At 36.5% G+C, this 21,218-nt stretch carries 17 protein-coding genes; 4 read left to right on the top strand and 13 right to left on the bottom strand.

Annotated features, from left to right (window positions below; genetic code table 11):
- Positions 1–280 precede the first annotated feature (280 nt).
- Genes MKX39_RS01300 through MKX39_RS01290 form a run of 3 tightly spaced genes read right to left on the bottom strand, consistent with a single transcriptional unit; the run spans position 281 to position 3,292 of the window.
- Positions 281–1,183 (bottom strand): glycine betaine ABC transporter substrate-binding protein, encoded by a 903-nt coding sequence (locus tag MKX39_RS01300; protein WP_340767958.1) that lies wholly within the window; start codon positions 1,181–1,183, stop codon positions 281–283.
- Positions 1,180–2,037 carry an ABC transporter permease gene (locus tag MKX39_RS01295; protein ID WP_340767957.1) on the bottom strand — a complete coding sequence of 286 codons (858 nt, stop codon included), beginning with the start codon at positions 2,035–2,037 and terminating at the stop codon, positions 1,180–1,182. The genes MKX39_RS01300 and MKX39_RS01295 overlap by 4 nt, the downstream gene beginning before the upstream one ends.
- A gap of 1 nt (position 2,038) precedes the next feature.
- On the bottom strand, positions 2,039–3,292 hold the full coding sequence (locus MKX39_RS01290) for a quaternary amine ABC transporter ATP-binding protein (RefSeq protein WP_340767955.1): 1,254 nt from the start codon (positions 3,290–3,292) through the stop codon (positions 2,039–2,041).
- 213 nt (positions 3,293–3,505) lie between these two features.
- Here MKX39_RS01290 and MKX39_RS01285 point away from each other — a divergent pair, with 213 nt between their 5' ends.
- Complete coding sequence (locus MKX39_RS01285; RefSeq protein ID WP_093536404.1) at positions 3,506–4,054, top strand: GbsR/MarR family transcriptional regulator; 549 nt, start codon at positions 3,506–3,508, stop codon at positions 4,052–4,054.
- Between the two features lie 323 nt (positions 4,055–4,377).
- Complete coding sequence (locus tag MKX39_RS01280) at positions 4,378–5,238, top strand: YsnF/AvaK domain-containing protein (protein WP_340767954.1); 861 nt, start codon at positions 4,378–4,380, stop codon at positions 5,236–5,238.
- 81 nt (positions 5,239–5,319) lie between these two features.
- Here MKX39_RS01280 and MKX39_RS01275 read toward each other — a convergent pair whose 3' ends face one another.
- From MKX39_RS01275 to MKX39_RS01255, 5 genes are all read right to left on the bottom strand, one after another.
- A complete protein-coding gene (locus MKX39_RS01275; RefSeq protein WP_340767953.1) occupies positions 5,320–5,937 on the bottom strand; it encodes a hypothetical protein in 618 nt (205 codons plus the stop codon).
- Positions 5,938–5,946: 9 nt separating this feature from the next.
- Positions 5,947–7,131, bottom strand: coding sequence for a ParM/StbA family protein (locus MKX39_RS01270; protein ID WP_093536410.1), 1,185 nt, complete (start codon positions 7,129–7,131; stop codon positions 5,947–5,949).
- A 566-nt stretch (positions 7,132–7,697) separates the two neighbouring features.
- Positions 7,698–10,850, bottom strand: coding sequence for a DEAD/DEAH box helicase (locus tag MKX39_RS01265; protein WP_340767952.1), 3,153 nt, complete (start codon positions 10,848–10,850; stop codon positions 7,698–7,700).
- Positions 10,851–11,027: 177 nt separating this feature from the next.
- Entirely contained in the window at positions 11,028–12,329 is a 1,302-nt protein-coding gene (locus MKX39_RS01260) for a hemolysin family protein (protein WP_093536414.1), read from the bottom strand.
- Between the two features lie 35 nt (positions 12,330–12,364).
- Entirely contained in the window at positions 12,365–12,784 is a 420-nt protein-coding gene (locus MKX39_RS01255) for a MerR family transcriptional regulator (protein ID WP_340761199.1), read from the bottom strand.
- 193 nt (positions 12,785–12,977) lie between these two features.
- Between MKX39_RS01255 and MKX39_RS01250 the strand changes: the two genes are divergently transcribed.
- Both MKX39_RS01250 and MKX39_RS01245 read left to right on the top strand, forming a co-directional pair.
- Positions 12,978–13,451 (top strand): general stress protein, encoded by a 474-nt coding sequence (locus MKX39_RS01250; RefSeq protein ID WP_093536418.1) that lies wholly within the window; start codon positions 12,978–12,980, stop codon positions 13,449–13,451.
- Between the two features lie 168 nt (positions 13,452–13,619).
- The gene (locus tag MKX39_RS01245) at positions 13,620–14,900 is read left to right on the top strand and encodes a glucose-6-phosphate isomerase (RefSeq protein ID WP_340767951.1); all 1,281 of its coding nucleotides are present in this window, start codon (positions 13,620–13,622) and stop codon (positions 14,898–14,900) included.
- A 173-nt stretch (positions 14,901–15,073) separates the two neighbouring features.
- Here the strand turns inward: MKX39_RS01245 and MKX39_RS01240 are convergent, their stop codons facing one another.
- The 5 genes from MKX39_RS01240 to MKX39_RS01220 all read right to left on the bottom strand — a co-directional run bounded on the left by MKX39_RS01240 (position 15,074) and on the right by MKX39_RS01220 (position 20,904).
- Complete coding sequence (locus tag MKX39_RS01240; RefSeq protein WP_340761196.1) at positions 15,074–16,735, bottom strand: glycoside hydrolase family 13 protein; 1,662 nt, start codon at positions 16,733–16,735, stop codon at positions 15,074–15,076.
- Between the two features lie 26 nt (positions 16,736–16,761).
- The gene (locus MKX39_RS01235; protein ID WP_340761195.1) at positions 16,762–17,784 is read right to left on the bottom strand and encodes a LacI family DNA-binding transcriptional regulator; all 1,023 of its coding nucleotides are present in this window, start codon (positions 17,782–17,784) and stop codon (positions 16,762–16,764) included.
- Between the two features lie 23 nt (positions 17,785–17,807).
- Positions 17,808–18,623, bottom strand: coding sequence for a carbohydrate ABC transporter permease (locus MKX39_RS01230; RefSeq protein WP_093536444.1), 816 nt, complete (start codon positions 18,621–18,623; stop codon positions 17,808–17,810).
- Positions 18,623–19,483 (bottom strand): carbohydrate ABC transporter permease, encoded by an 861-nt coding sequence (locus MKX39_RS01225; protein ID WP_093536446.1) that lies wholly within the window; start codon positions 19,481–19,483, stop codon positions 18,623–18,625. The genes MKX39_RS01230 and MKX39_RS01225 overlap by 1 nt, the downstream gene beginning before the upstream one ends.
- Before the next feature lie 122 nt (positions 19,484–19,605).
- The gene (locus MKX39_RS01220) at positions 19,606–20,904 is read right to left on the bottom strand and encodes an ABC transporter substrate-binding protein (RefSeq protein WP_340761193.1); all 1,299 of its coding nucleotides are present in this window, start codon (positions 20,902–20,904) and stop codon (positions 19,606–19,608) included.
- Positions 20,905–21,218: the final 314 nt, after the last annotated feature.

Here is a 21,218-nt window from a genome sequence, read left to right as displayed (position 1 = left end):
CAATTCCTTACCTCATTGGTATGTACATTTTAGCTCAATTAAACTCAATATCATAAATGCGAGCCTGAAGGTTCAAAAAAAGACAAAACCCCAATGTTAAAAGATATATATATTTAATCCTAAAATATTTTGCCCACTACTATTGCCTTATCATCTAGAGAACATAAAGATTCACTAAAGGTAAATTCCTAAGCGTATAATCATTATTCTTTTGAAGATAGAAATAAAAAGAAAAATCTCCTCAGAATATCTACTCTGAGGAGATTTGTTTCGTTTCTAGTTATTTTTTTAAGTCTTCAATAGATGTGATATCCATATATGCTGGTACAACTAATCCAATTTTCACACCTGTCATGCTTGTACCAAGATCTTCGAATTTGCCATCGAATTTCTCAGCATACGTAGCATGTGTTAATGGTAACCAACCTGCAAGCGATGCATCTGCACTACCGTCTGCAACAGCAGTCCACATTGGACCAGCTTCCACTTGAAGCATTGTTACGTCATAGCCCAAACTTGTTAATACGATGCTCATAACGTTCGTGCTGGCAATTTCACTATCCCATGCAACATATGCAAGTTTAATCTTGTCACCATCCACTTTTTCAATACCTTCTGTCCATTCTGCAACTTTCTCAGGATTTGTATCAATCCATGCTTGTGCAGCTACTTCAGGTTTTTCACCGTCTTTGATAGCAATCATTACTTCACCCATTTCATCCTCCGTCCAGTTGAAATTAGAAAGGACTTGGTGAGCTTCTGGCATATCTTCTTGTAATCCAGTACGACCAATTGTGTGAATTTCTTCTTCTCCACCATATGAACCTTTTGGATCTTCAAGGTATTTTAAATCATATTCAGCAAATTTCCAGTGAGGAGTCCAGCCAGTTACCACAATTGGCTCTTCCGCATCATATGCTTTTTTTAGAGAGGCTGTCATTGCAGCACTTGAACCACTTACAAGGTCCCACTCATCTAGTTCATAGTCTGTAATAGCTCGTTCTGTTGCTTCCATAATTCCAGCTCCAGGATCGATACCCGTAATTTTGTAGTTAAGGGACTCTCCTACTGTGGAGTCTTTAGACGTTGAATCGTTTTTCTCATCTGCATCACCACATGCTGCTAATCCAAGTGAAAGTAATGCAATTGCGCCAATACCTGTTATTTTTTTTGTTAATGTCATAATGAATGTCCCCCTAATTTTTTCTTTCTATTTCCAGCGTATTGCGTGACTCTATCTAAAATAATCGCTACGATTACAATGGATAATCCCGTTTCTACACCAACTCCTGTTTTCAATTGCGTAACAGAGCGGTATACCTCTTCCCCTAAGCCTGGTGCACCTACCATTGATGCGATTACTACCATCGATAGCGCTAACATAATACTTTGGTTTACCCCTGCCATAATTGTAGGTTTCGCTAGAGGAATTTGGATTTTAAATAAACGCTGCCATGTTGTTGAACCAAATGCTTCTGTTGCCTCTATTAAATCTTTTGGAACTTGCTGAATGCCTAACATCGTTAAACGTATTGTAGGAGGCATTGCGAAAATTACCGATGCTACAACTCCCGGTACTACTCCAATGTTGAAAAAGAAAATCGCTGGTATTAAATATACGAATGCAGGCATTGTTTGCATTAAATCTAATATTGGATTTACTACCTTTCGCACACCTGCTTTTTGTGAACCAAGAATCCCAACAGGAATACCAATTACTAATGCAAAAATAACGGAAGTAAGTACTAGCGTTAACATTTGAAGCATAGGGAACCAATACCCTAAGTAATCAATGAATAAGAGTCCAATCAATGAAAAGAAGGCAATCTTTCTTGTAGATATAATTCCAGCTATCAAAGCAAAGATAAAAGCTAGTAATATAGAAGGAACTAAATCCAATATATCTACTGATCCTTCTACTACCCCTTCTAATACATCGGCAAATCCGTCCAGACCAGTCCCGAATGTATCTACTAACCAGTCAACACCAGTATCAATCCAATCAGCAAAAGGTAAACGAGGTAATAATTTATCCATCTTACTTCACCTCCGTAATAGTTTGCTCTTCGGAATCCACTGTTCCATCTTTGTTTATAAAATCATTATCCCCAGATAATGCACCTATAAGGGCACCACGAATGATAATCCCTTGCAGCTTTTGTTCCTCATTGATAACAGCAACCGGAATGCTCGCAGTTGACACTACATCAAATAATTCCGTAAGCACTGTATCAGGTGAAATCATCGGAAGGTCAGAAATAAGGACATCATTCAAAGACTTCTCCGATTCAATAGCTTCTAGAGTATCTTGCGCAGTTACAGCTCCTAGTAAGCGATTCGCATTATCCACTACATATATAGAAGAAATACCCAGTTGTTTCATCAGTCGAAGTGCTACACGCGGACCACGATCAACTTTTACTGTGTCAGCTTTTTTCATGATGTGACCAGCAGTTAGTACTTTAGACAAATCGACGTCTTCTACAAACCTTTCGACATATTCATTGGATGGACTCATCAAAATTTCTTCAGGTGATCCAATCTGAACAATTTCTCCATCTTTCATCAGTGCTATACGATCACCGATACGAAGTGCTTCATCTAAATCATGTGTAATGAAAATAATTGTTTTTTGCATATCGTGATGAAGCTGAAGCAACTCATTTTGCATATCTTTTCGTATCAGTGGATCTAATGCACTAAACGCTTCATCCATAAGCAAGATGTCGGGGTTATTTGCCAGTGCTCTAGCAAGTCCGACACGCTGTTGCATACCCCCACTTAGTTGTTTCGGGTATTGGTCTTCATATCCCGCTAAACCAACAAGTCTTAATGACTCTGTTGCTTTTTCGTTCCGTTCTTTTTTAGATATCCCTTGGATTTCTAGACCATATTCTGTATTTTCAACAATTGTTTTATGTGGGAAGAGCGCAAAGTTTTGGAAAACCATACCGATTTTCTTCCGTCTTACATTACGAAGCTGCTCTTTATTCATCTGTACAATATCTTTACCGTCCAGTAATATTTGCCCCATCGTTGGATCTATTAATCTATTAAGTAGTCTAACTAATGTTGATTTACCACTTCCGGATAGACCCATTATGACGAAAATTTCACCTTCATTTACATCAAAGGATACTTGTTTTACCCCCACAGTTGCCCCCGTGGCTTTCAATATTTCACTTTTTGTTTTGCCATCTTTCAGCATCTGTATAGCACGGCCACTACTTTTACCAAATATCTTAGTAGCGTCTTTTACCACTATTTTTTTATTTATGTATTCCTCAGTCATATCTTCACTCCTTACCGTCCGAAAAATCCGAACCCAATTCATTATAGTGGTTTTTTCGTATAATTTCAACAGTATTAACTATATTAATTGTTTGTACAGTTAAAACTGTACGAAAAATATTTAAAAAAATTGCTTTTTGGGTAAGGATATAATACATTTAAATTTAGTTAGCAGATGATTTGAATGAAGCTAATTTCAGTGGAGGGAACGTATATGGAGGACCATGAAAAAATAGATAAAGCACGGGAAAGAATTATAGAAGCAATTGCCCAAAATATACATTTATACGGCTTGGTGCCTTCTGCAGGTAGACAATTCGGCACAATGTTTTTTCAAAATGAACCTTTAACATTAGATGATATGACAGAAAAATTAGGCATGAGTAAAACAAGTATGAGTACTTCTGTCCGGGCACTGTCTGAACTAAAATTAGTTGAGCGTGCATGGAAAAAAGGAGTTCGAAAAGATTTATATAAAGTAACCGATGATTGGCATCAAAGCTTCATCGATTTATTTTCTATTAAATGGCAGAGATCGGTTACACTTCATTCAGCAGCTATTAAAAAGTCACTAGCAGAGTATGAGGAGTTATTGCAAAATCCAACACTTAGTGATGAATTGCGTGAAGTGGTTGAAATAGATATTAGTAAGCTTAAGTATATGAAAGATTACTACAACTGGCTTGAACGCCTCATAGATGCATTTGAGGACCAACGAATTTTCGATTTGGTTCCTAAGTTCGAGAGAGACTCTAAAAATTAGAGATTTTAAGAAAAACCCCGAATAATCAGCACTTTTCATAGTGCCAATTATTCGGGGTTTTTGTAACTCTACCCAAGACATCTCCAATTATTTTACCCTTAGCTCACTTCGAGAAATCCAATTAATGGAATAATATTATCTTATAAAAATTGTTTCAAGTGCTTTAAACCCTTATTTTATAAGCAACTGGCAGTTTTTATAATTTTTTGTTTTGAACTTTATCCTACCAAAAATGAAGTTGCTTTTGTTTAATTTAAAACATGCTGGGTATTTTATTAAACATGCACGATATTAATATCTAATTTTTTAGGAGGAGATTAATAATGGCAAACAAAAAATATATTGGATCTTTTAGAACAGAACAGGAAGTAATTGATAAGATTAATGAGTTAAAACTTGAAGGCTATGTGGAAGAAGATATATATGTAGTGTCTAACGATAAAGAGTCGCTCTCTATTGTTCGCGGTCAGACGGACGTAGATCTATCTACAGTAGAAGGTAACTGGCTGGATAAGTTTATGGCTTTTATGAGTGGAGATGAACCAGTTCGAGCAGCATTTCTAAATATGGGTTTCACTGATGAAGAGTCCGATCGGTATTATAATGAAGTTAAAAGCGGTAGCATCCTTCTCTATGTAGATAAAGAGTACGGAACTATTTATGATGAGAACGATAAAGATCTAGGCACTACGCAAACAGGTACAAATTTCTCTACAACAGACAACTTCATTGATGGTCATACACAAGAAGAACGGATGCGCCTTCATGAGGAAAGACTGTCCATTGACAAGGAACAACAACTAGCTGGTGAAGTTAACGTTGAGAAACACGTTGTAGAAACGCAAGAAAGAGTTGAAGTTCCAGTAGAGCACGAAGAAGTTTATATTGAAAGACGTGCAGTAGTTGATGAAAACGCCAATGGAGAAATTGTAGATGATGGTGAAAAAATTCATATTCCAGTTATGGAAGAGAGAGTAGAAGTAACCAAACGTCCTGTCGTAAGTGAAGAAATTGTTGTAGGCAAGAGAAAAGTAACGGACACCGAGTTTGTAAACGAGACAGTTCGTCGCGAAGAAGCAGATATCCATCGTACAGATGATATCGAAGCTAAGGCTCTAGATAATGATCCGTTGGAAGAAAATCGTTTGGACAATGATCCTTTGAATAAACGTGATAGATTATAACCACAAAATTCCACTAGGACTAATACCCCCAACCAATATTAATGGTTGGGGGTATTAGTTTACCTATTTATACTTCAACTATTATTTATTCATCCTGGAAAGAAAGTCACCAAGCAAATCATCCAAGCTTTCCATCTCGGTACTTTCCTCTGAATCTTCTTCAGTTATGGCATGCTCTTGTTTTGCTTGCTCCCAGTCAAAGTTCATTAAATCATCTTCGATTTCATCATCGGGTAATTCTGGGAGATTATTCTCTCGTTCCGTCAAAATGCTAGTATTAGTACTAATATCTAATTCATCTTCTACTTCTTCAGTAAGCTCAGCTTGTAAGTATAAGGCTTGGTCAATATCTAAGGCATTACTGTTAAGGGAAGCAAGAATAGACATTGCACGAACTGGATCAGACAACAAATGATAGACAATATTTCCTAGCATAGCTTCGGAATGTGCATGCTTGAGCCAGTTACGCTGTTCCTTACTTAACTGCTTAGGCATCGGGATAGTTATAGTTTCTCTATCCTTAGATAAGGAGGTACTTACTCCCTCCAAAACAAACTCTGCTATTTTACTTGAAAAGTTTCTTCTCTCAGTCTCTTTTAACTTTTGCATTTGCTTTAAAATGTGATCAGGAGTGTCAGAAGGCAGACGAAAAGTAATTGCTTGTCCCCTTTGAATACCAAAGTTCCTCGCTTTTTCCATGAAATCACCTTATTTTTCTACTTTTTGTTTCACTACTTCATTACTTTTTATATCTTTCTTATTCTTTCTCACAAAATCAGAGATTAATTTATGATAGGCATTTGCCATCATCCAAATGCTCTCTTTTTCATCTTCAAAGAATTCGATGTTATATCCATTTAGATTGTTGTTTAGTGTTTTGATATACTCTTTTAATACAATTGCTCCACCACCAACAAAGTAGCATATCTCTGTTTGCGAATTTTTTTGCCAAACATTACGTAAGTGACGATATTCTTTTTTCGCCAAGTCTAGCAGAATTCGGTCAGTAATATCATGAACGCTTGTACGGCTACCATTCACCATAATATGATTTCGATCATTTTTTCTAGTGATAATATCTACCACATCTCTACGGCTATCCAGTTCTACACCATGTTTTAATCTAATCTCTTCTCGAATAGACTCTAGAGCTTCAGAAACACCTAAATTGAACCCCTGCGCTTTATCATCATCTACATTACGATTTTTAATAACTGCTACATCCGTTGATAGTCCACCAATATCTTGAATCAGGATACTTTTGTCTACCAAATCTCTATTAATAATGTTTAGATCATTATCCATTATTAAGTTTATATATGCAGCAAATCCTTCAGGATAGATTTTAACTTCTTCAAACTTAATATTCACTTTTAATCCTTGATATTTAGGTGTCACTAAAAATTCCACTTGGTGAACAGATCCTAAAAGTTGTGAACGATAACCTACATCCTTACCTTCTTTTACTTCACGTAAAGGTAAACCTGTACCCAATGTGTAGTTAGCATCTATTATATTATTATTCTTTTTGAATAGTTCTGAGTTTTCTTCTCTCACTGCATCTAAAGCTAAAGTAGCAAATAACATTACTAATGTTTGATCTTCTTCTGATTTGTTGCTACCAGGGTCTAATTCAGTTGCATTATCACTTTTTGTTGCTAAACTACCCACTCGGTAAATTATATTATTATCATTTAGGGCAGGGGAGTGAACTCTAATATGAATTCCTTCAATTGGATCCTTATCATTCAATTCCTCTATTCCTATAACAGGTCTGTCTTCTGTGGATACGGCTATTACGTTAGGAATATTGAGTTCATAATCTAACTTACCAAATAAAGCTTTAACTGAGTCATTTCCTACATCGATTGCACAAATTCTTGAAGTATTCATCAAATCATCCCTTCATCTATATGTTCTACCAATTTAAGGTTATCTTATAGAGTAAACACGGTCAATCCAACAAAAGATGTATTCAAATTGTAAACATTCAATCTCTCTTTGTATACAACTCTAATCATTACGTATACTTGTATACACAATTGTACACATACTGTTAAATCAACATGTACACCTCTTTGTGTACATGTTTACTATTATGTATACACTTCGTTTTCTTTTTGTATACTTGTATACACTTATGAATACATCACTAAAATTCAATTTGCGGAGGATTTTTTAATACTTTCTTTGGTACTTTTACTACAATAAAGTAATAAAAGAAAGAATAACTTTTAGCCTATTTATAGTTCACTATTTAGAATTTAAATTATCCAATTCCGTTAATTAAGCACTTATCGCCCATTTAAGGCGTTTAATCTATTTAACTAACTTTCCTATTAGGAATCAAAAATAAGGCACTAAAAACGATTATATAGAGCGCCATATTCTGAATAAAACCAAATAAAAAAACCAAGCAAAGCTTTTATGCTTCACTTGGACTATTCTTTAAAAACTCCCTATTCAATCATTAAAATCTCTTTAATATCCTGTTCTGTCATTGCAGACAAAGTATCCTCCCCTGAGTGAATGACCTCATCAATGAGGCCTTGTTTTTTATGTTGTAACTGAGTAATTTTTTCCTCTATCGTACCCTTAGCTATTAAACGTATGACATGAACTTCGTTTTCTTGACCCATTCGATGAGCACGATCAGCGGCCTGCTGCTCCACTGCTGGATTCCACCAGAGGTCATAAAGAATAACTGTATCAGCTCCAGTTAAATTTAACCCAGTGCCTCCTGCTTTTAACGAAATGAGAAATAGATTCCCTTCTCCGTTGTTAAAGCGATCACATAATTCTACCCGTTCTTCAGATGGGGTTTGTCCATCTAAATAGAAGTAAGGAGTCCCCTCTCGTATAAGTCTCCCTCTAATAATTCCTAGCATCTGTGTAAACTGAGAAAAAATGAGCACTCTTCTCCCCGATATTCTGCACTCTTCTAGAAGCTCCATCAATTGTTCAAATTTAGCTGAACTTCCCTTGTAACCATCTACAAATAGAGCTGGATGACAACAAAGCTGTCGAAGTCTTGTTAAACCCGCTAATATTCTAATGCGGTTCCTTTGAAGATCCCCTTTTTTTAAATGCTTCAGTGCATCCTGTTTAAGTTCAGCCAAATAAGCGGCATATAATGTCTTTTGTTCGACTTGTAATTCAGAGTAGAGCATTGTTTCTGTTTTCTTTGGTAATTCCTTCAATACATCTTGTTTCATCCGACGCAAAATAAATGGTCGGACCCGTTTTGCAATATTTTCACGACTTAATTCACTAAAGGCTCTTCTTCCAGGTAATAGTTCGGGAAATACAACATGGAATATAGACCAGAGCTCGTCTAATGTATTCTCGATTGGTGTTCCTGTTAGGGCAAATCGGAAATCTGCTTTGATCATTTTTACTGCTTTCGCTGTTTTGGTTACTGGATTTTTGAAGGCTTGGGCCTCATCTAAGAACAATGTATGAAAAAATCGTTCCCGGTACAGATCTGTATCCGATCGTAGCGTTGGATAAGAAGTAATTATTACATCAGTATGTAAAGTGTGTCTCCACAAATCACTTCTTTTTGTCTTATTACCATCTATCACCTGTACCTGGATATGTGGAGTAAATTTTTTTAGCTCGTTCCTCCAATTGTATAATAGCGATGCAGGGCACACGATTAACACCGGTAAATTTCTCGCACGAATATCTGGAAGAACAGATTCAATAAAGGCAATACTTTGAAGGGTTTTTCCAAGTCCCATATCATCGGCGAGTATACCACCAAATTTGTATTTTGCCAGCAGCTGAAACCAACGAAAACCTACTTTTTGATAGTCTCTAAGTATCGTTTCCAGAGGTATAGCGCCATCCAATTCTGAGTTTTCAGGGTCATGTAAGTTTTTCATGAGCTTTGCAAATTTCTCACCAGGTTCTAATAGATCACTTTGATCTAAAGCATCAATCATTTGCATCCCTTTTATTAACGGTATATGGATTTCATCATCAAATGAATCCATCGTGATTCCCATATCAATAATAAAGCTAGATAATGCTTGATATTCAGGGGTTTCAAGTGAAACTAAGTTACCTCCTGGAATACGGTAAAATTTCCGTTTTTCTTCGATGGAGGTCATCAATCGCTGAATTTCCTTCTCTGAAATATCTTTTAAATCGAATTTAAACTCTAACCAATCTGTTCGCTCTTTTACTTCTACTTTAATCCTCGGACCAATATATCCTCTTTGTACACGCAATTTAACTGCTGTCGAGGCATATATTTGGACCCACTTTTCCATACCAGATAGCACATGATATAAAAAGTGATACTCTGCCTCTTCATCAAACAAGTAGAATCCCCCCGAGGTTTGAGAAAATCCACTTTCCATTAGCACATCGATAATCTTTTGTTCTTTATCCAACTGCCGTCTAATACCCGGATAATGCATAACATCTGACTCTATCTCCTCACAAGGATTTATAACCAGGTGTCCATAATGAAATTCAAGTCCTGCAAGTATTCGATGCTTGACTCGGTCTAAAAACAGCTTTACCCGGAGTGGAGTTTCTCCCATTCTTTTAGAAATAGATTCTGCAATATGTACATACCCCAGCCTCATAAGCCCTGGTATGGTTTTCTCCATAAAATAATCGATTTGGCTCTCTGTTATGACTAATTCATGTTTTCCAGACTGATTAAGCATCTCTTTTAGTTCGGCAAGTCTTATACATTCTTCTGGAAGAAGCTTATACAAAATCCCCTGTGAGAATGCATATCCATAGCCTTTCAACACAACAATTTGATCAAGTCCCTCCACATTCAGTTGGTAATTGGTCCTCTTCGTTTCATCAAAGGCAAAACGGAGTGGAAGATCTCTTCCAAACTTCACCCCACTATATTTTCTTTCCCCCTGAACGAATCGAACTAATGGCGCTTCTGTTAACAACGGGACTAACTGATCCCAGTCGGATGCTGAGATGAGTAAGGTATCTGCGTGGAGGGATTGCTCATGCTGCCCTTTTAATAACAGCTGAAGCACGGCATCTGATTCTTTTGGAAAGCTATATATCTCGGGAGCATAGTATTGTTCTGAGGCATATTCAAATGGCTCTTGTCTCTCCAAATTACGAAGAAAATCTTTCATGTTAGAAATACTATATAAACTATTTGTACCCACCTTTACCTGAATGCCAATTCCGTTATCCCAGCCATCAACTAGTGGTAATAGATGACATATAAATTCAATATGTAATGTTTGTCTTTTATCAAAATGTAGCTGTTTTGCTGTAGGGTGCACAGATCTGTTTTCAAACAAATCAAGCATTCTTGATGCCAGACGCTCTTCTGTTTCCTTTTCCTCTACTACAAAGAGCACTGCTGCAATATGCTGACAATATGTTTTAACAAACCCTATAGGCGGACAAGTACAAGTACCTCCAACCTTCCCCTCAACATCTGCTACTACCATAACTTCCACATCATCGACTGCATGTACAGTTGCTTTTATGATAGAATCATCTGGTTGAAAAGAATGCACATGTACTTTTCCAGCTTGATAATAAGATTTACCCTTTTTAAAAGCGGTAACCCCACATAATTGCTTAATCTTTGCTTCATTCATCGAAAAATTCATTGTGTATCCTTTCTCGATCTTCCCTAAATTATTTCTGTTGATCGGATAGTTGTTGGCTTTTTACTTTATATTAACATATCCCTCCTGCCTACTCTGAAAATCGACTAGTAAAGTGCTATAAAAAAACCCTTCTAGATTTGAGCTCTAGAAGGTTCAATATTATTCACTTGCATGGTATTAAGAAGGTATTTTTATCGCTTCAATAAAATGTATTTGATGACCATCTTTTTCGTAAATAGAGAATTTATAGCCATTATACTCAACCTGTTTATCCATTAACAGGTCCATATTTTGCGTGTAATACCAACCACCAAATGTATCAACATCTGGATTTTCTAACTCAATTTTCAAAAGTTTCGCTACATCGTCTAGTAATACTTTTGAGTGTATTAGATAATGATCATCTTTTAGTTTGCGGATGTCCGCTATTTCATCTTCATCAAATTCATCACGAATCTCTCCAACTATTTCTTCAAGAATATCTTCTACTGTGACAAGACCAGAAGTACCACCATACTCATCTAAAAGAATAGCAATATGCGTACGTTCTTTCTGCATTTTCAATAATAGGGAATTTATCGGTATAGTATCCATTGTATTTATGACAGGGTTTGTAAACCTTTCCATCGTAAATGTCTCCGCAGTAACCCGATTACTCATCCCCTGCGTCAAAAAGTCTTTAATATTTATAAAGCCGATTATATTATCATGGTCTCCATCATAAACAGGATAACGGGTGTAGCGCTCTTCGGAAATTAATGTAAGTACTTCATGGAATGTTGCATTCTTTTCAAAACCAATAATTTCAGTACGTGGCACCATAATCTCGCGAGCAATTCTATCATCAAACTCAAAGACATTATTCACATATTTCAATTCATTTTGGTTTATCTCTCCACTTTTAAAGCTCTCTGCTAACAATAATCGCAGTTCCTCTTCGGTATGAGATAATTCATGTTCAGAAGCTGGCTTCATACCAAATAGACCTACTAAAATACGGGCGGAACCATTTAAGAACCAAATAAACGGGTATAAAATTCTATAGAAAATCATAATGGGCTTGGCAAAAAGAAGGGATACAGCTTCCGCCTTTTGAATTGCAACCGTTTTGGGAGCTAACTCCCCAACTACTACGTGTAAAAATGTTGCAATGGCAAACGCACCACCGATTGTAAAGTAATGAATATATTCAGTACTAATACCGATACCATTAAACAAAGGATGTAGGATGAATTCAAATGTCGATTCACCCACCATCCCAATACCAAGTGCTGTAACAGTAATTCCTAACTGACAGGCCGATAAGTATTCATCTAGATGTGTGGTAACATGTTTTGCTGCAAGCGATCCTTTACGGCCCTCAGCCACAAGCTGATCTATTCTCGAATGCCTTACCTTAACGATTGCAAACTCTGTTGCAACAAAAAATCCTGTTAATGCTAATAAAATAATGAATATAGTTAAGTTTAATACGGTCAATAAGTTGTCTTACTATAATAGTAAGACTTCACCTCCTAAGTGATAAGTAAAAGTAAAGATTGCATTAGCGCAACGCTTTCTGATGAGACTTTTTGTTTTATATTGTGTTGAGTAGCTTTTTCCTCTGAATTAATCTGTTCTATTAAATGAGTAACTTCTTTTTCTAAATATTGCATTTGTAAACGTAACTCCTGAATATCTACCTCTTCAATTTGAACCTCTTCAAATTGTTTTTTGATAGCTTCCAAAGACATTCCAGATGCTTTTTTCTCCTCAATTAATCGTAGTTTCTCGATCATTTCTATAGAGTAATAACGATAATTAGAAGCGGAACGTTCAGCTTGTAGTAAGCCAAGCGTTGTATAATAATCTATTGTCCGTCTAGTTATACCTGTTTTTTCTGCTAATTCACCAATTCTTAGTTTTTCGATCCCAATTAGATCACTCCAAACCATCACGTTATAGTTTAAGTATAATAGTAGTTAAGTATATAAGCAATTATTTAGTGTAGAAAATTACACAACCTATGTGTTCTTAAAAGAAAATATATTTTTCTACCCTTTAAACTTTGAAGAGAAATGTCTTTGTTTATGACAGGCTCTAATGGGTAAATTAATAGCAATACTAAAAAATATGGAGGTCTTTAAAATGGCAGATAAAAAATTTGTGGGATCATTTCTAACAGAACAGGAAGTATTAGACAAAATCAATGAACTAAAATTAGAAGGATATGTGGATGACGATATTTATGTCGTAACAGATGACAAGGAATCACTTTCAATCGTGCGAGGACAAACAGCTGTAGAGTTAGAATCTGTAGAAGGTAACTGGTTAGATAAATTCAAAGCATTTTTGATGGGTGATGAGCCAGTTCGTGCAGCCTTTAGTCAAATGGGATTTACTGATGAAGAGTCTGAACGTTATTATAGTGAAGTGAAAAATGGAGGAATTCTCCTGTATGTAGACAAGAACTATGGCGCTGTTTATGATAACTATATTAAAAATCAATCGGACTCTTCTTATGATGGAGATGAATTAGAAGGTCCTGGAGAACCCATCCGTGCAAAAGATGTAGAGAACCGTTTAAACCAATACCCGCTAAGTGACCGAGGAGAACGTTAATTTTTATATCGCGTTAGAAACTATCTGTTCTATCCCTAAACTTTACATACTAGTTTAGGGATTTTTTGTATAGTACGAACAAAATCTTCTTGTATCATATGCTCGTTTTTATATCTGTTTAATGATAAAATTAGTAGTAATAAATGCAGTATTACAAAGGGGATTCGTATGAATATTAATGTAAATTATTCGGGGGATTATTCACAATTGGTTACACTTGAAGTGAAGAATCGACTAAATGCAATACATGAAGGGATACATACAAAATCAGCTGCTGGAGCTGACTTTTTAGGATGGGTTGATTGGCCAGGCAATATGAGTAATGAATTTCTTCAAGATATTCAAAATACAGCTGAACAAGTTCGTTCTACATCGGATGTCCTTGTCGTTATCGGAATTGGCGGATCTTATCTAGGTTCTAAAGCGGTAATTGAAGCACTTTCGACACCATTTGAAACAAAAGAAGGTCTGGAAGTAATTTTTGCCGGTCACATGGTCAGTGGAGAGTATCTGAAACAATTGATGTCGTACTTAGATGGAAAAGAAGTGTCTTTAAATGTAATATCCAAGTCTGGTAAAACGACCGAACCAGCATTAGCATTCCGTTTTTTACAGCAATACATGGAAAAACGCTACGGTGAACAGGCAACATCTCGTATTATCGTCACTACAGATGAAGAAAAAGGTGCCCTTTTATCACTTGCAATTGAAAAGGGATATAAACGTTATGTCGTGCCAAATGATATTGGAGGTAGATATTCGGTATTTACGGCAGTTGGCTTACTTCCAATCGCGGCTGCAGGATATGATATTGCAAAACTAATGGGTGGTGCTACAAAAGCACAAGAGGAATTCAATCTTGTTGATCCAACAACAAACAGTGCTATTCAGTATGCTATTATTCGTAAGCATTTGTATGATGCTGGTTATCCGGTCGAAATTATGGCAACCTTTGATGAAAAACTTCGCTATATTCAAGAATGGTGGAAGCAACTGTTTGGGGAAAGTGAAGGTAAAGAAGGTAAAGGTATCTTCCCTGCTTCCGTTGTCTATTCAACAGATCTGCACTCATTAGGCCAATACATTCAAGATGGAAAACGCATGTTATTTGAAACATTTTTGACAGTTGAAAAAGCTAATGATGATTTAACTGTATTCGAGGCAGAAAATGATGGCGATGAACTAAACTATTTAAGTGGATTAACGCTTCATGAATTCAACCACGCTTGCCACGAAGCAACTGCTAGCGCCCACTTAGATGGCGGTGTACCACAAGTTTCCTTAACCATTGAGCAAATTGACGAGGAACATATCGGACATTTGTTGTATTTCTATATGATTTCATGTGCTTATAGCGCATACTTACTAGATATTAATCCCTTTGACCAACCTGGTGTGGAAGACTATAAGAATAATATCTTTAAAATTCTAAAAAAACCAGGTTATTAAGGTACGAGAGTTAGACACCCTCTGAGGGAGCTTTGAATTGGTTAATCTATATTCCAGCGAGGCATGAAGAGGCGATTAGTGGGTTATGTCACTAATCGCCTCTTCATTTTTCTTTTATTTGCATAACTACCTTACAACGAAAACGTCTTGCCCGCATTGGACAAGACGTTTCTCTATAATTGATAAATCCTTGCTTCATAAGGAGACAGTTGTAATATAGTTGCCTCTGTATGAACTCCTACTTCTAGGTTAGCTAACAGTAGATTCTCATGCTTGTACGTAATACCTTCTGCAGCTGTCACTGTTACTGCTTCATCCGATAAGTTAGATAGGACTATTACCTTTTGTTGTCCCATTGTACGGGTATAAGCATACAACGTTGGATGACTTTCTAACACTAAATCGTATATACCGTAAGTGAAAATTATTTCTTTTTTGCGTAATTGTATCATTTGTTTGTAGAAGTTTAAAATTGACTTAGGATCTTGCTCTTGAGCCTCTACATTAATTGCTTTATAGTTTGGATTTAGACCAAGCCATGGTGTTCCACTGGAGAACCCTGCAGATTCGTCCGAGGACCACTGCATTGGTGTTCTTGAATTATCACGACTTGTAGCTCGAATAATTCCCATCACTTGTTCATGTGATTCACCTTGACCAGTTCGGTAGTTGTATAAATTCTTGGTTGCAACGTCATTATAATCTGTGATAGAAGAGAAATCGACATTGGTCATTCCCAACTCCTGACCTTGATAAATAAATGGAGTTCCTTGCATAAAAAAGTACATTGCCGCTAACGCTGTTGCACTTTCTCTCCAAAATTCTGTGTCGCTCCCCCAAGTGGAAACAGATCGCGCCTTATCATGATTTTCTATGAATAGAGCGTTCCAGCCGCTTCCCTCTAAAGCCTTTTGCCACCTAGTTAATACCTGTTTAAGACCGGGGATATCTAACTTTGTTGTTTCAGCATCCCATAGACTTAAATGTTCGAATTGGAAAATCATATTAAACTTTCCTTCAGATTCGTCTACCCATTCGGATATTTCATCAATTCCTACACCATTTGCTTCACCGACTGTCATAATATCGTATTTAGCGAAAGTTTCCTTCTTCAACTCATCTAAGAACGGCATAATTCCCGGCACATTCATATACTTTTCCCATGCTGGAACATATGGGATACCTGATACAGGGGCCATGTCACTAAATGTTATGTCTTTCTTAATATGACTGATTGCATCTACACGGAAGCCGTCAATACCCTTATCTAACCACCAGTTGACCATTGAATACAAGGCATTACGAACGTCACTGTTTTCCCAGTTCAAGTCTGGTTGCTTCTTGGAAAACAAATGTAAATAATATTGTTGGGTCTCTTCATCAAGCTCCCAAGCAGGTCCATTGAATATACTAGCCCAATTGTTTGGTTCTTTTCCCTCTACACCGTCGCGCCAAATATACCAGTCTCTTTTTTCACTTAATTTTGAAGAACGTGATTCGATAAACCAAGGGTGTTCATCACTCGTATGATTGATCACTAAATCCATGATTAATTTCATGCCACGTCTATGAACTTCCTCTAACAAGGCATCAAAGTCTTCCATTGTTCCAAACTCAGCCATGATTGCTTGATAATCGCTTATATCATAGCCATTATCATCATTGGGTGATTGATACATAGGACAAATCCAGATAACATCAATTCCTAAATCTTGTAGATAATCCAGCCTAGACATTATTCCCTGTAAGTCCCCTACTCCATCACCATTTGAATCTTGAAAGCTACGTGGATATATCTGATACGCCACAGCTTCTTTCCACCAATTTTCTTTCATAATCTACCTCTTTTATTTTAATTGGTCTAGCCAATATTTTTACATGATTCTCGTTCAATCAAATTTGTTTCTACTAGATGGTGCACGACAGGGGCTTCTGTATTCTGAACTTTTTCCAATAAAAATTTTGTTGCTTCAAAACCAAGATCAAATATTGAAATATCGAGTGAAGTTAATGGAGGACTCACATAAGCAGATAAGGCATGGTTATTAAAGCTAACAATAGAAATATCCGCTGGAACTCGGATAGATAATTCTTCTAAATAGCGAACAATTTCATATGCAACTAGGTCGTCATGGGCCACGATAGCCGTAGGTGGTGCTGCTAACTGCATTAACTCATGAATACTTTTATTTCCTTTTTCTTTAAAAGCCTGATCCTGTATAAAATAATCATCTGAGTTGGGTAATTCAGCATCGATTAACGCCTGTCGATATCCCTCGAGACGGTCGGTGGATACGACAAAGTTAAGATTTCCTCCGATAAATGCAATTTGACGATGCCCGCGTTGATACAAATAATCTACCATATCGTGAGCAATTTTTTTATTGTCATTATCTACATATGTAATTTCATCATCAAATTGATAAGGACGTCCCACCATCGTGAATGGGAATCTCGTTTCCTTTAAATAATTCATTGTTCGATCATTTACACGGGAATAGAGAAGGATAATTCCATCCACTTTTCTTCCTTGTACCATCGAGACAACTTCCTCGAATATTTCATCCTCCGTGCCACCAGTGGACAGATAGATTCCATACATACTGGCATGAGCTCTAGAGCAAATCCCTCGAATAACTTCAGGAAAGAAAGGATTTTGAAACGCAAGCGTAGTCGAATGGGCCATAATCACTCCAATAGTTTTTGTACTTTTAGAAGCTAGGTTTCTCGCTTGAAAATTAGGGTGATATTCTAGTCTTTCCATCACTTCTCTAACTCTTCGTTTCGTTTGTTCGCTGATTCGTGGATTGTCTGCAATTACACGGGAAACTGTAGATGGAGACACATTTGCCTCTCTTGCTACATCGATAATTGTAACAGTCATATGGAACTCCCTCCTTTCCTAAATTATTTTATAGCACCATCAGATACACCTTTTATAATTTCGCGTTGTGCAAAGAAGTATGCAATGATTACTGGAATAATTGCTAATGTCAGACCTGCTAAAGCAAGATGCCATTGTTTTGTATATTCTCCAAAGAAAAAGAACATTTTAAGCGGAATTGTTTCTTTCCCTTCCTGGTTAATAACCAACGAAGGAAGTAAGTAGTCATTCCAAATCCAAATGGTATTTAGAATTCCAACTGTTACTGTTATCGGTTTTAACAACGGTAGTATTATATGCCAAAAAACTTGGAATTTATTTGCACCATCTATTGTAGCTGCTTCGTCCAATGATCGTGGAATAGAATTTAAGGCTCCGTGATAAAGGAATATCGATAAACTTGCACCAAAACCTATATACATGAATATTAAACCAGCACGATTCAGCATTTCAAACTTCCCGAAAATCGTTACAAGTGGAATCATAACTGATTGGAACGGGATTAGCATAGCTGCTACGAATACGAAAAAGATTATCGTACTAAATCTACTTTTTGCACGTGAAAGAGCATATGCTGCCATTGCAGAAAAGACAATGATAAGTGCAACACTAACTACTGTGATTAATAGGGAATTCCCAAATGTTCTAAGAAAGTCTAATTCATTAAATGCTTGCACGTAGTTATCAAATGTTGCTGAACTAGGCGGTTTTAGTGTATCTTCAAAAATTTCACGTTTCGTTTTTAACGAATTTACGATCATTAGATAAAACGGAGCTAGCCAGATAAGGGCTAGGAAAATCCCTAATACTTCAAGGGGAATTAAATACTTTTTACGCATTACATTTCCACCTCACGTTTCTTGCTAATATACACTTGCAATAAAGCAATTGCTGCCACAATCAAGAAAAATATAACTGCTTTCGATTGTGCGTAGGCCATTTCATAGCGACCAAAAGCTGTATTAAAAATTTCCATCGCAACCATTTGCGTTGAGTTATATGGACCTCCACCTGTTAACGACAAGTTTTGATCGTATAGCTTGAATGTATTGGAAAGTGTTAAAAACATACTAACTGTAAAAGCCGGAGCTACTAATGGGAATACAACTAGACGGAAACGTTGGAAAGGACTTGCTCCATCTATTTCAGCTGCCTCTAGCAGTTCATTTGAAATTCCTTCTAAGTAAGCAATATATATAACCATGATATACCCTGACATTTGCCAGCTCATTAAAATAACTAATGCCCAAAAACCAGTGGTAGATGTTGATAACCACCCTTGTAAACTTTCTATTCCTAACAGGGAACCAAATCCATCAAATGCCTTAGTAAATATAAACTGCCAGATAAATCCTAAGATTAATCCGCCGATTAAGTTTGGCATAAAGAAAATCGTTCTCAATAATTTATTAGATTTTAAATTGGCAGTCACAAGCAGCGCCAATGACAACCCAATCGCGTTAATAAGGAATATAGATACGACCGAAAACTTAACCGTGAACCATAGAGAATCTAGAAAACGTTCATCCTGGAACAAGGCAACATAGTTATCAAATCCGACAAAATTGTTTGTCTGAATTCCATTCCAATCAGTGAAAGAATAATATACCCCTAAAAATAATGGAGCAACTACTACTATCGTTAATGCTACTAAAACCGGCAATAAAAACAACCAATACGCTAAGTCTTTTGTGCGCATGCGCTCACCTCCAAAGTTACAACGATGCTCTCCCTCTAAACAATTTTGAAAGTAGCACCATTTTTTATCCTTTTGACAAAACAAAGTAGCACAAGTGCTACTTTGTTTAAACCAATTATTTATTATTTACGTGAAGATTCCCATGATTCTTTAGTTGCTTCTATAACTTCTTCCCAACTTGCTTCGTCGCTAAGGTACTTCTGTATTTGTACGCCCAACTCATCTTGACCCCATCCAGTTGGATAACCCATGAATGTCCAACCAATTGTTTTTCCTTGCTCCGCATATTCATACACAGCTTTTGAAAGCGGATCAGAGATTTTAGATGAATCGTACCCTTCATATGCAGGTATAAATTTAAAGTCATTTAATACTGTTTCTTTTCCAGCATCAGACGTGTATAACCAGTCTATGAATTTTTTTGATTCTTCCACTACTGCTTCGTCTGCATTGCTATTTACGCCCCAGTACATTGGAATTCCTACTGGAATACTATCTCCTTCATATCCTTCAACAGGAATAGGAAGAAGTCCGATATCGTTTGCTGCGAAGTCTTCATCAATTCCTGCTATTGATCCATATACCCAGTTACCTTGTTGAATCATAGCTACTTTTTGTAGAGAGAATAATTCCTCAACTTGTTTAGAGTAATCTAAACTAACAGTTGGTTGTGCAGAGTAATCGTTTTGAAGGTCAAGAATTTTTTTGAATGCGTCGCCATATTTATAATCGATTGTTTTCGATTCATATGCTGTTAACACATTATTATCAAATTCTGGTGCAATGAAAGTGTTAGATAAATGTAAACCAGTTACCCAAGTTTCTTTCCCTGGTAATGCAAATACAGATTCTAAGCCTAGGTCTGCTTTTTGGCTATCAAGCTCTTTTACTGCAGCTTCTAAAGAAGCAAAGTCTATGATAGAAGCAGGGTCAATACCCGCTTTTTCAAATACATTTTTGTTATAAATAAAGCCATATCCCTCTTGGTTAAATGGTAGTCCTAAAACTTTCCCATCCACAGAAACTCCATCTAAAGAACCCTTTTGAGCTGCGTCTGCTGCTGCAGTGCCTGATAGATCAGCTAATTTGTCTGACCAATCTGATACATCCTGGGGTCCTCCGATATTATAAATAGCTGGTTCGTTTCCTGAGGCAAATTTCGAACGAAGAGCAGCACCGTAGTCCTCTCCACCACCGACAGTAGTAATATTAATGTCGACTCCTTCATTTTCTTTTTCATATGCTTCTGCTACCGCTTCAAATTGATCTTTAAATTCCACTTTAAATTGGAAAATGTCTATTTTTACATCTTTACTAGAATCACCACTTGAAGAATTTTCCCCATCCGAGCTACATCCTGCTAATACCCCTGCAATACCTAATGAAGCTGCTAGAAAACCTGCGCGCCATTTATTCTTCATACTTTCTCCCACCCTTTTTTGTATTTGCGAAAACGTTTGCACAAAAGATTAAAAATAATAACAAAGCTTGCGAAAGCGTTTGCACAAGTTGTTAAAACAATCCTACCATATTCATAATAAGATGACAATAGTGATTTAAATATGAATTCTGTCTTTTATTTCACATAAATATTGTCACCCTATTATCTAGACGGTATCGTTTCAATACTTATTACTTCTATTAGTTTAGCAAGCTCTTCTATTGATAGAACATTTTTTTCATGTTTACAAAGTTGACCAGAAAAAGTTGAGTACGACTATGACAGATTCAGCCA

It is taken from the genome of Psychrobacillus sp. FSL K6-1464, from assembly GCF_038003145.1.
Lineage (GTDB): Bacteria > Bacillota > Bacilli > Bacillales_A > Planococcaceae > Psychrobacillus > Psychrobacillus psychrotolerans.
This window is presented reverse-complemented; position numbering and strand designations above follow the sequence as displayed.